Origin of the sequence: Pontibacter sp. SGAir0037, from assembly GCF_005491705.1 — a bacterium.
GTDB lineage: Bacteria > Bacteroidota > Bacteroidia > Cytophagales > Hymenobacteraceae > Pontibacter.
In genome coordinates, this window is the sequence record NZ_CP028092.1 from 2326983 (window position 1) to 2338670 (window position 11688).

General features: G+C 45.4%; 9 protein-coding genes. 4 read left to right on the forward strand and 5 right to left on the reverse strand.

What is annotated here, in order from left to right:
- Nucleotides 1-33: 33 nt before the first annotated feature.
- Nucleotides 34-897 carry a universal stress protein gene (locus C1N53_RS09420; RefSeq protein WP_137759065.1) on the reverse strand — a complete coding sequence of 288 codons (864 nt, stop codon included), beginning with the start codon at nt 895-897 and terminating at the stop codon, nt 34-36.
- 434 nt (nt 898-1331) lie between these two features.
- On the opposite strand from C1N53_RS09420, the gene C1N53_RS09425 reads away from it, so the two are divergent.
- Both C1N53_RS09425 and C1N53_RS09430 read left to right on the forward strand, forming a co-directional pair.
- Entirely contained in the window at nt 1332-2477 is a 1146-nt protein-coding gene (locus C1N53_RS09425; protein WP_137759066.1) for an MFS transporter, read from the forward strand.
- Between the two features lie 250 nt (nt 2478-2727).
- The gene (locus C1N53_RS09430) at nt 2728-4179 is read left to right on the forward strand and encodes a sodium:alanine symporter family protein (RefSeq protein WP_137759067.1); all 1452 of its coding nucleotides are present in this window, start codon (nt 2728-2730) and stop codon (nt 4177-4179) included.
- Between the two features lie 222 nt (nt 4180-4401).
- On the opposite strand, the gene C1N53_RS09435 is transcribed toward C1N53_RS09430, so the two are convergent.
- Nucleotides 4402-6006, reverse strand: coding sequence for a trypsin-like peptidase domain-containing protein (locus tag C1N53_RS09435; protein WP_240773442.1), 1605 nt, complete (start codon nt 6004-6006; stop codon nt 4402-4404).
- A 429-nt stretch (nt 6007-6435) separates the two neighbouring features.
- On the opposite strand from C1N53_RS09435, the gene C1N53_RS09440 reads away from it, so the two are divergent.
- Entirely contained in the window at nt 6436-6822 is a 387-nt protein-coding gene (locus tag C1N53_RS09440) for an acyl-CoA thioesterase (RefSeq protein WP_137759068.1), read from the forward strand.
- Nucleotides 6823-7644, forward strand: coding sequence for a bifunctional hydroxymethylpyrimidine kinase/phosphomethylpyrimidine kinase (gene thiD / locus C1N53_RS09445; RefSeq protein WP_137759069.1), 822 nt, complete (start codon nt 6823-6825; stop codon nt 7642-7644).
- Here the strand turns inward: thiD and C1N53_RS09450 are convergent.
- The 3 genes from C1N53_RS09450 to C1N53_RS09460 form a co-directional block, all read right to left on the reverse strand.
- On the reverse strand, nt 7641-9950 hold the full coding sequence (locus C1N53_RS09450) for a cation:proton antiporter (protein ID WP_137759070.1): 2310 nt from the start codon (nt 9948-9950) through the stop codon (nt 7641-7643). The two genes, thiD and C1N53_RS09450, sit on opposite strands and share 4 nt — an antisense overlap.
- Nucleotides 9951-10208: 258 nt before the next feature.
- The gene (locus C1N53_RS09455; RefSeq protein ID WP_137759071.1) at nt 10209-10928 is read right to left on the reverse strand and encodes a LytTR family DNA-binding domain-containing protein; all 720 of its coding nucleotides are present in this window, start codon (nt 10926-10928) and stop codon (nt 10209-10211) included.
- Nucleotides 10894-11643, reverse strand: a complete 750-nt coding sequence (locus tag C1N53_RS09460) for a sensor histidine kinase (protein WP_137759072.1) — start codon at nt 11641-11643, stop codon at nt 10894-10896. The genes C1N53_RS09455 and C1N53_RS09460 overlap by 35 nt, the downstream gene beginning before the upstream one ends.
- Nucleotides 11644-11688: the final 45 nt, after the last annotated feature.

Below are 11688 nucleotides of genomic sequence, written 5' to 3' on the forward strand. Positions count from 1 at the left end.
TTCTGGTTTGTACCCAAATAAACCTGCATCGCTTTAAACAGTTTCTTCCAGCTCTGCTGTATTCTGTTTTTTCAGATCCAGGAAGATGCCGTTTTCAGGGAGTGCCAGCATCGGGATATTCAGATTCTGCAGGAGTTTACTGGTAACGCTTCCATACAATACCCGCTCCCACAACTGCTTACCCAGTACAGTAAAAGCAAGCAGACTGGTGTTATGCTGCTGCACATAATCAGCAATGCCTTGTGCAACATTTCTATTTTTTATTTCTACAAACTCGAAGGTCTCATTCGGGAAGTTGGCCTGCAGGTTTGCTTTAATGTACTCGTTGTCGATGTAGTTAGGCTGCTTCTCGCTTTCTATGTGCAGAAAAATTAAAGATGCCTGAAACAGCTCTTTTAGTTTTAGCAGTTGGCTGGTGCTAACTTCGTCACCATTCTCAAAGTCTGCGGCATACACAATGCTTTCTATTGCTTTTATCTCTGCTTTGGCCGGAATAACCAGTACAGGGCAGAGTCCTTTTTTAGCAATGGCCTGAGCGGTGGTGCCAAAAACCTTTTTCACAAGGCTCTTTCCTCCACCTGTTCCCATCACAACCAAAGCAATCTCTTTTTCTGCTATTATGCTGCATATCTCGCTCACAGTGTCGCCCTCTCTGAGCAGTGTCTTCACAGCTACTCCCTTATAATCGACACGATTCAGAAAGCTGTTCATTTTAGCCTGTTCTTCCAACCTGAACTCTTTTCTGACTATTTCAGCCAGACCAGGTGTAACAGCAGATAACTCATAAATGTGGCAGGTTAACACGCTTGCATTTGCAATTCTTGCTATTTCAATGGCAAACTCAAGAGAACGTAAGGCATTATCAGTAAAATCTACAGGAACCAGTAAAGTTTTCATGATCTGAAAGTTTAGGAATGAACAATTATTTTAAGGCAATCGGCAGTACCGTTTTGCTTTAAACAAAAGTATTGCAACTCAGAACCAATAAACATGAGCAACGCCAACTAAATAAATGATTCTTGTCATAACTGGTAACTTGAAGGATAACAGTTTTAATGAACACCCTCAGGTATGTCCGCATTAACACCTGTAGAATCAGTATTAAGCCCTGCAACTATACCCTGTTACAGTAGTAAATGAAACAGAACCTGAAACTGGTGCAGGAGCAATGGAAGATACCCCAAAATATTTTTTATGTATTTACTCTTTTGAACTCCTGGTTGTGCTTTAGTTTAAGATAACAAATGTAAAAGCCACTAAAACAAAGCATCCGGAATTAATTAAAGCCAGGGAATTTAATTTATGCATATTTGCGCCAGCATTTATATAAAATGGAGCTAAAGAATAAGCAGCGTTTTGCACTTGGTGCATTTTTCTTTTTATCAGGATTTAATTTTGCCAGCTGGGCATCCCGCATACCTACCATAAAAGCAGCTTTAGAGCTGAATGAAGCAGAGTTAGGCACTGTCCTGCTCACTATGCCCATCAGTTCGATGATCGGCTTGCCTATTTCAGGTTGGCTGGTCACTAAACTGGAAACCCGCATTCCTTTAACGATTGCTTTTTTGTGTAACTCCATCTGCCTTTCTTTTATAGCTCTGGCCAATAGCCCGGCTGCCCTGGTGGCCGCATTGTTTGTGTTTGCCTTAACCATGCGCATTTTCAATATATCCATGAACACACAGGCTATTACCTTGCAAAAGCAGTTTGCTCAAAAGATAAACGGTTCGTTTCATGGGCTCTGGAGCACAGGCGGTATTGTGGGTGTGGGCTTTTCTACGCTTCTGATTTCTCTCAACATTCCCATTGTGCCACACCTGGTAACTGTTTCTACCATTTCGTTGATAGCTGTTACAGTGGCCTACAGATACATGCTCCGCGGCGACCGGTCCAGCACAGGCAATAAACTGGCATTCGGCAAGCCCGACCCTTATATTCTGTACCTGGGCCTGCTAGTATTTTTTGCAGCGGTTTGTGAAGGAGGCATGTTCGACTGGAGTGGCGTGTACTTTCAGCAGGTGATAAAAGAAGAAGTGTTTACTGCCGGCTACTTTATTTTCATGACCTTTATGGCCCTTTCCCGCTTCATTTCAGATCGCATTATTGATAAGATCGGGATGCAAACCACCTATATCATCAGTGCTTCGCTCATCTTCTCAGGCATCAGCCTGGCTATTTTCTTTCCGAGCTTCTGGCCGGCTATGATCGGTTTCTCGTTGGTAGGTTTCGGCACAGCCTCCGTTATACCCATGACTTACCTGCTGGCGGGTTCCTCTAAAACCTACTCTCCTGGTATAGCCATTTCACTTGTTACTACCTTTGGTATTGTAGGCATGCTTATTGGCCCACCCATGATTGGTTACCTGGCCCATGCCTTTAGCTTAAAAGTTTCCTTTGTTGCTTTTGCCATAGCCGGAATGATGCTTATACCTATCTCCAGAATGTTTTTTAGGTTAGAGAAAGCTACAACAGAATAACATCGTACAAGCAGCTTCTATTTAAAAACCTTATAGTGGAATATTTATAAGACCTTTAAACAAACAAGCCCAAACTAACAGGCAGAGGCTTTTAAAGAGTAACTGCCTTTGCTACTTGGTTACTATCTGACACTTTTTGCCGCATTTCTGCTAAAATTTTCTTTTCTTTATAAGACTAAAGAACTGTCTCATCATTAAAAGCAGAATTTTTTTCATCATAGGGCTTTCCTTCCCGGTCTGAATTTATAACATGGAGAACTTTATTAACTCGATCAACGACATTGTCTGGAGCAATGCGCTTATTATTCTTTGCCTGGGCGCAGGTATTTATTTTTCTATCATAACACGTTTTTTACAATTGCGTTACCTGCGCGAAATGCTCCGGCTGCTTTTCAAAGGCGAGGCATCAGAAAAGGGTGTAAGTTCATTCCAGGCATTCTCCATTGCCATTGCAGGCCGGGTTGGCACTGGGAACATTGCCGGTGTGGCCACTGCTATTGCCATGGGCGGTCCCGGAGCAGTTTTCTGGATGTGGGTGATTGCTTTTCTGGGCAGTGCATCTGCTTTTGTAGAAGCCACCTTAGGGCAGATTTATAAACAGGTAAAAGATGGGGAGTACCGCGGCGGCCCTGCCTATTACATTGAAAAAGGTTTAGGCATGAAATGGTATGCCGTTGTTTTTGCAGTGGCAACCATCGTGAGTATGGCTTTATTTTTACCTGGCGTACAGAGCAACAGTATAGCTTCCGGTATAAATGCAGCATTTAATGTGCCTGTAGAAATAACAGGCGGAGCCATTACCGTTTTGCTGGCCCTGATTATTTTTGGAGGTGTTAAACGTATCGGAAAAGTTGCAGAAATTGCCGTTCCGTTTATGGCAGGCGCTTATATCCTGATGACCCTGGTTATCATAGCACTTAATGTTACGGAGATTCCGGATGTACTAAGCCTGATTATCCGTTCTGCTTTCGATGCCGAGCCAGCCTTTGCAGGTGTTTTCGGAATGGCTATTGCCTGGGGTGTAAAACGCGGTATTTATTCAAACGAAGCTGGCCAGGGTACTGCACCCCATGCCGCTGCCGCTGCAGAAGTCAGCCACCCGGTGAAGCAGGGACTTGTGCAGGCGTTTTCGGTTTATGTAGATACACTGCTAGTTTGTACGGCTACCGCCTTCATGATACTTTTTACAGGACAATACAATGTGCAGAATCCCGAAGGCGGTTTTATAGTAGAGAACCTACCAGGTATCGCCATTGGCCCAGCTTATACCCAACAGGCAGTCAATACCTACTTCCCAACCCTGGGGAGCGGGTTTGTTGCTATTTCGCTGCTGCTGTTTGCCTTTACCACCATAATGGCCTACTACTACATTGCCGAAACAAACCTGAGCTACCTGAGCAATAAAGGCAATAAAATTGCCCTCTGGGCATTAAGGCTCCTGATCCTGGCTGCTACCTTTTATGGCTCTGTTAAAACAGCCGAGTCGGCCTGGGTATTGGGAGACATTGGCGTGGGAGTAATGGCATGGCTGAATGTGGTAGCTATCCTGTTTCTGCATAAGCCCGCCATCCGGGCTTTAAAAGATTATCACGCGCAGTTAAAAGCTGGCAAAGATCCTGTATTCAGCCCTAAAAAGCTCCACATAAAAAATGCAGAAGAGTGGGATAAAGAAGAAGAGAAAAAGGAAGTATACGCTAACTGATAATTTCACTGCGAAGAAATCCTTATGCATTTACTACCTTACATCCTACAGAATAAATACACCCGGACAGTACTGTTTGTGCTGGCAGCTTACTGTATTTACAGGAGCGGCAAAAGCCTGGGCGAGTTCATCTACTACCTATCACACTAAAATTAATAATAAAGGCGGGAAATTAACCCGCCTTTATTATTAACTGCTTCGCTAACTGGTTTTAAGTACGTTTTATGCTCCTAACGGGAAATTAAACACAAAGCCAGTTCCGTCCGGCGTTACGCCATCTATGCGGGCCATGCCGCTTCTTGAGATCGCAAGGGCTGCATCCAGTTCTGCCACACTGTTTACACGTCTGCCATTCACGCTCACAATAATAGTACCTTCAGGTATACCTGCCGCATCAAAAAAACCGCCTCTTTGCAGTTCTGTTACCACCACCCCGGCATTCAGGCCGTAACGTCTTCTGTACGATTCAGGCACAGGGGCAAAAGTAGCTCCCAGCTTTGCGTGCAAGCCACCTCCGGCGCCACTGTTGTCACCTGCAATGGCGTTAGCAGACTCGGCTCCTTTCAGGGTTACACTGGTATTGTTTTTACGGCCGTTGCGCAGGTATGTCAGCTCCAGCTTATCACCAGGCCGATGCCTGGCAACCCTTTCTGAGAACTCGGCGGAAGAGTTCACCACAGCCCCATCCACACGCTGAATAATGTCCCCGGTTTTTAAACCTGCGGCGGCTGCACCACTGCCACTCTGCACACCCGTTACATACACCCCTTTTACCGATGAAGGCTCGATGCCCTGCTGTCTTAGTATTTCGTCTTCCACAGCCGGGGCCGGGAAGCTGATTCCCAGGTAACCTCTTTTCACTTCACCAAACTCTCTTATGTCTGCCACCACTTTTCGAACCAGGTTAGCCGGAATAGCAAAACCATAGCCTGCATAACTGCCGGTTTGTGAAGCTATGGCGGCATTTATACCTATCAGTTGCCCATTGGCATTTACCAACGCACCTCCACTGTTGCCCGGGTTTATAGCTGCATCCGTCTGAATAAAGGATTCTATTGCTGTACCAGGCGCCACCTCCTGGTTGCCCATGCTGTTGCGCTGGCTTGGCTGGTTCAGAATGCCAATGCTTCGCCCTTTGGCACTTACAATACCGGCTGTAACAGTTGAGTTGAGCGACAGCGGATAACCAACAGCCAATACCCACTCCCCTATCTGCACATTATCGGAGTTCCCCAGTTCAACTACCGGCAGGTTATTCCCTTCTACCTTTACCAGAGCGAGGTCTGTGCTCGGGTCCCTTCCTATCAGTTTAGCATTAAAATACCGCCTGTCCGGAAGCACGATTTCAATTTGAGAGGCATTTTCGATAACGTGGTTATTGGTGACAATGTAGCCATCCGAAGAGATAATGACACCGGAGCCGGAGCCTCTTGCCGGAGCATTGGACTGAGGAGTTCCGAACAGTTCTTCTAATGGATTCCGGGACCGGCCTGCCGAGGAAGCGTAAACTGTTTTGATGTGCACCACAGCAGGTGATACTGCAGATGCGGCATTTACAAAACTCGGGTTTTCGGCAGCCACACTGCTTCTGGTTCTATTATCGTCGGTAAATCCTAATGCTGTATTACCCTGAGGGGTTGGGTTTCCGGATTGCAATTCATCTACATACCTGTACCCTGCAATGGCCATGATGGCAGAGACAAGGGCTACTACCAGTAATAAACCTGCTTTTTTCATGAATAGTAATGTTTCATTTCTTTTGTCTGCCCCACTTCCCCCCCAAAAAGATCCTTCTTTTTCGTTTCCGTTATACAAGATGCTGCTCATAGTATGATAATCTTTGGCTTAATAAATAGTTAATACATCTGCTTTTTTATTTCAATGATATAAAGCTATCATCATCAGCACAAACTGATAAAATACCTGGTAAGAGTTTTATATAAGGGAGCTAGAATTTTAGGTAATCAGCACCTGCCTTTATTACTACGGAGCAGCAATATCAATGTTTAACAGACTATCAGCAGTGTACCAGCTACTGCTACTTCAGTTTAAAAAGAAGAAATAATGATTTATAAATGATGCTAGTTTCACTTTTATACATGAACCATTATTCAGCATGAAGCCGCCTGCGTACCAACCTATTTCTGCTGCCTGGTTTTATGTACGCAGTATATTTTATACTTTCGCCGCATGGGACAGACTGCCTGTTTCTATTAAGACAAGTAAAGGTTCTGCATAGCTGCAGCTGAAAACGAAATGACTATAGAAGAGAGAATCCAACGTTCGGAAACACGCATTTTTAAAGCGGTATTTCCCAATACAACTAATCACTACGACACCCTGTTTGGCGGCACGGCCATGCAACTGATGGATGAAGTAGCCTTTATTGCGGCCACGCGTTTCAGCAGGCAGCGCATGGTAACTGTCAGCAGCGACAAAATCGACTTCACAAGGCCTATTCCGGCAGGCACTATTATAGAGTTAGTGGGCACAGTGGCAAAAGTTGGCAATAGCAGCATAAAAGTGCACGTTGATATTTTTATAGAGCAGATGTACTCCGAGCAAAGAGAAAAAGCTATAAGCGGAGAGTTTACACTCGTGGCTATCGACGAAAATAAACAACCTGTGTCGGTGGTGAAATAAATGACAATGCTCCAATACCCTACTGTACTTTCCATTGCCGGATCTGATAGCGGCGGTGGGGCCGGCATTCAGGCAGACTTGAAAACGTTTTCGGCTTTGGGTTGCTTTGGCACCTCTGCTATTACAGCCATCACGGCGCAGAACACTTGTGGTGTATCAGCTGTACATGCTGTACCCGCAGCTATTGTGCAGGCTCAGATAGCTGCAGTACTCGATGATATGCAACCCACCGCTATAAAAATAGGGATGGTGCCCGGTGCCGGCCTGGTAGAAACAATAGCCAGCCAGCTGCAGCAATACAACTTACCTCTTATAATCGATCCTGTGCTGGTAGCCAGCAGCGGCCATCACTTAACAAACGACAATACTGTTAGTATATTAAAGAACAGGCTTTTCCCTTTGGCCGAACTAATAACTCCGAACCTGGATGAGGCTGAACTTATAACCGGAACCTCTATCCTCAGCTTAGAAGCGATGAAAAAGGGTGCCCGACTGCTTCTGGAGACCGGCTGCCGGGCTGTATTATTGAAAGGCGGGCACTTAAAGAGCCATCGTCTTTACGATGTATACCTGCACCAGAACGGCCATGAAGAAGTATTTGAATCGGAAGCCATCTTATCGGGCAATACCCACGGCACCGGTTGCACACTCTCCTCCGCCATTGCAGCCTATATTGCTTTAGGGAACGAACTGCCGCTTGCTGTCAGGAAAGCAAGAGAATATGTTTATCAGGCCATCGATCAGGGGAAGGATGTAAAAACCGGGCAGGGCAACGGGCCGCTAAACCATTTTTTCGCCCCGCTGCCCATGCACAAACGCTAACTTTTCAGAATCAGCACAGATGGAGCATAGCGCAACCAATTGCTCTGTGTTCTCACCAGTTGCTTCCAGCTCGACAGGCTGATAAGCATCAGGTCCTGCTGGTACAGAAACTGGCGATGTATATTCTTATCATTATACAGGGCGATATTTCCCGGGGCAACCAGCTCAATAGCACGTATTGCCTCTTTAAAATCAATCGACTGCTCAATTTCACCCATAGCATCCAGAATTACCACGCCAGAATCGTTGTTTTTGATCAGTTTCTGGGCATACTGCAGCAGGAAAATATCTTTTCTGGAAAAAACAGGAATAAAAACGGCATCTATCTTTTTCAGTTTTTTCTCGATCAGGATGCCCACCGGAATTTTGGTTGCTTTGGTAATCTGCCGCACACGATCGTCGAGTACTGCCTCTGCAAATAATTTTTCCCGGCCGGTTAAGGTTTCCAGCAACTTCTCTGGGTTGATAATGCGTGTAGAAACACCCAATATTTTACCCAAAAGCGTATTCTGAAACACTGATTGTCCCATTCCGATCAGCATCAGGTCGAAATCGCCTCTGTTGGCGGTATCAATAATTTCTTTGCTGATATCCTGCGAAGGCTTAAACAGCGTGCTGACAGCAATATTCAATCGTTCCGCCTCGGATAAGACAGGCGAAAAGCTTATCCGCTCCATTTCCCGCTCTTCAAACAAATGCACTTCTTCGCTCGGAGATAAATGCAGCGCAGTAATGGTGGCATTGTCAGTTGCTCTCCTGGTGAGGCTATGCGCCAGTTGCAGCATAACTCTTCCACTCTCGGGATTTCCGAAAGAAAGTAAAATGTTAAACTTGCCTTTTACGGTTACCTGCTCAGAGAAAGGTGAAAGCGGTTTGGCAGCGGGCAAGACTTTGTTTATCAGATCCAGTGCCGGACCTGTCAGAAAAGTAGTAACCAGGGCCATAATCACCATCATCGCGAATATTTCAGGAGACAAAACTCCTAAGTCGTAGCCTATATTCAGCACCACCAGTTCCATTAGCCCCCTGGTGTTCATCAGGCTACCAATAATAAGGCTTTCGCGCCAGCTTTGCCCCATAAAACGGGCCGCCAAGGCACTTCCTGCTAATTTACCGGTGGTGGCTACCAGTATTATTAACCCGCAGGTAAGCCAAAGCTCGCTGCTGTTTAGCAGGCCTATCTGGGTGCGGAGTCCTGTAAAAACGAAGAACAAGGGCAACAGCAGCACTAAGGCGATATCTTCTATTTTTTCAATGAAAATATTACGAAACCGTATGTTATCAGGCATCATCACACCTGCCATAAAAGCACCAAAAAGCGCGTGTATACCAATAACTTCCGTAGCATAGGCCGACAGTAGCAGCACCAGGAAAAATACGGCCACAATGGGTTTGCCCAGGGTCTCTCTGTTAGAGTAGATGTTGCCCAGCCGTTTCAGGAAAGGCTGCACCAGCTTTAGCATTAAAAACACATAGCTAACAGCCAGAGCTATGGTATAGATAGAGCTTTCAAATGATCCGGCTTTTACAATGGCAATAACTGCTGCCAGAATACACCAGGCGGTGATGTCGTCGGCTGCTGCACAGGTAATTACCACCGTTCCAAGCCTTGTTTTGGAAATACCACGCTCCTGCACAATGCGGGCAAGTACAGGAAAGGCCGTTATACTCATGGCTATTCCGATAAACAGCGTAAAAGAAAGAAAGTCTATATGGGCTGGGGCATAGGAAACATAGATGAAATAGGCTAAGCCAGTGCCCAGGGCGAACGGAATGATAATACTGGCGTGGCTGATCACAAGTGCATCGTGAGCTTTGGTTCTGAGCACCTTTAAATCGAGCTCCATACCGACTACAAACATAAACAGGATAAGGCCGATCTGGCTTAAGAACTGCAGATTGCCCAGCGACTGCTCCGGGAAGAGAGCTTGAGAAAATACCGGAAACAGCCAGCCCAGCAACGATGGTCCCAGGAAAATACCTGCTACTATCTCCCCTATGACTGTAGGCTGCCCGATTTTGCTAAAAAGAAACCCGAAAAACCTGGCTGTTAAGATTATAACAATAATCTGCACCAACAAGATAGCAAGTGGGTGCTTCAGGTTATGGCTGAGGGTATCCTGAAACTGCTCCCAGGTACTGGCTTCGGCAGCACCCGCAGCGGCTGCGCCTTTAGCAGCCTCTAAAGCGCTGCCCTGTAGTACAATCCAGTACATCAGCACTGAAAAAAAGCCTATCACGAGCACATAAAACAAGGTGTTTCGAATGCCCCGCTTCTTTGGTGGTTTAACTGCTACCGCTTGCATAATTTAATAGTTAACTTTCCCTCGGATATGTCTGCATGATGTTCTTCACGAGCTCTGCCGTGGTAGGTGGTATAATAAGGTCTTTATTAGTTCCGGAATGTGATGGAATGTTCCCGTAAATTGCCTGTTATGGTTGGTATCATAGCCTCCGCTTCATCTAGTGAATACTAAAGCTACAGAATTAACTTATTAGCGCGAAAGAGATGTACCCAATTATGCTAAAAATGTAACAAGCAGCTGTTATTCTGTAACAGCTTGTCAGGCTTGCAGCAGTGCTATGAAATGATGGCGGTAGCTGTCCCCTATGTTCAGCACAACAGATACCTGGTTATGGTCCTTCAGGGTTAGAGTCACCTCGTCGAAGTTAAAGAACTGTACTGCTTTTAAGGCAATAATATCTTTCTTGCTGATGCGGCAAAAGTCTTTTGACGGAAGCACAGACAACAGGTAGTCAAACGAAACATTTTTAAGCACCACCACCTCCCCGTTATTTAAAAAAGCAATTTTGTCTCTCTTATCCTGCTCACTGGAGGTAATGCGCTGCAGCCTCTCAAAGAAAATCAATGCTTTCCCTTTGTTGGTGTTCAGCTGTACAAAGTCTTTGCTTGTTTGTAGTGGCTTTAGGTAGCGACTAACTTTCTCTATTGCCCGAAGCAAGCGCTCCTGTCTGATAGGCTTAACAATATAGTCTATTGCTTCCAGTTCAAAAGCTTCGGCTGCATATTCTTTGTAAGCGGTACAAATAATGACCGGCTTCTCTTTCAGGAGCTGGGCCACCTCCAAACCACTGAAGCCGGGCATCTCGATATCTACTATAGAAAAATCGAAATCCAGCTGCTGATATTCTTCCAGAAATCGTTCGGGGGAGTTGAATGCTTTCACCACCTCAACCTGGGGTAGTTTCTCACAAAGCATGCGCAGGTACGTGAGCCCTGGCAATTCATCATCCAGCAAGAGGCACTTTAACTTTGTTTCCAAGGAGGTTAATTTTTAGGTGAGCGATAAAAACATTGTTTTCAGATACTTGCTCCAAAGTATAGTTGCCTTTATAGAAGGCTTCGAGGCGCGTTCTCAAACTCTCGTTGCCAAAGCCGCTTTTGTTTTTTCTGAGTGCCGGCCTTGCTTTGATCTTATTTGAAACTGTAAGAGAGAAGGTGGTATCCTTCAATTCAAATACGACCGCTATAAACGCATCAGAACTGGTTAAGTCAGCATGTTTGAAAGCATTTTCAATCAGGTCGACTGTGATAAGCGGGGGCAGCACAGGCTGTAAATACAATCTGCTGCTTTCATCTATGCGGTTCTTTATCTTCAGGTCCATTAGCGGGCTCACTTTTAACCGGTTTATCTCGATTAAACTTGCCGCAAACTCCAGTTCCTCTTTCAGAGTAACATACTGCTTATCGCTTTCATACAAGATATAATCGAGCACATTGGCCAGCTTATCCAGCGCATAATAGGTCTGATACGCATGCGACTGCACAGAATTCAGGATGTTTTTGAACAGGTGCGGACTCAGCTTAAACTGCAGGCTCTCCATCTGGAGCCGGTTAACACTTTCCTCTAACTGCTTAAATCTTAGCTCTGTTTCACTGGCGGCCTTTGCCAGTTTCCTGTTTTTGCGCCATAGCACCATTGCAGCTGTAAGAGAAGCCGCCAGAAGCACCAGCAATACAAGTAACAGATTTTCCATGTGTGAAGATAATATTCATCATTTTAAGCAGAAAATATGAATGAG

Excerpts from the sequence above, each read along its gene's own strand:
- C1N53_RS09425 (WP_137759066.1), top strand. The coding sequence starts at position 1,332 with ATGGAGCTAAAGAATAAGCAGCGTTTTGCACTTGGTGCATTTTTCTTT.
- C1N53_RS09420 (WP_137759065.1), bottom strand. The coding sequence starts at position 897 with ATGAAAACTTTACTGGTTCCTGTAGATTTTACTGATAATGCCTTACGT.
- thiD (WP_137759069.1), top strand. The coding sequence starts at position 6,823 with ATGACAATGCTCCAATACCCTACTGTACTTTCCATTGCCGGATCTGAT.
- C1N53_RS09460 (WP_137759072.1), bottom strand. The coding sequence starts at position 11,643 with ATGGAAAATCTGTTACTTGTATTGCTGGTGCTTCTGGCGGCTTCTCTT.
- C1N53_RS09450 (WP_137759070.1), bottom strand. The coding sequence starts at position 9,950 with ATGCAAGCGGTAGCAGTTAAACCACCAAAGAAGCGGGGCATTCGAAAC.
- C1N53_RS09435 (WP_240773442.1), bottom strand. The coding sequence starts at position 6,006 with ATGAGCAGCATCTTGTATAACGGAAACGAAAAAGAAGGATCTTTTTGG.
- C1N53_RS09430 (WP_137759067.1), top strand. The coding sequence starts at position 2,728 with ATGGAGAACTTTATTAACTCGATCAACGACATTGTCTGGAGCAATGCG.
- C1N53_RS09440 (WP_137759068.1), top strand. The coding sequence starts at position 6,436 with ATGACTATAGAAGAGAGAATCCAACGTTCGGAAACACGCATTTTTAAA.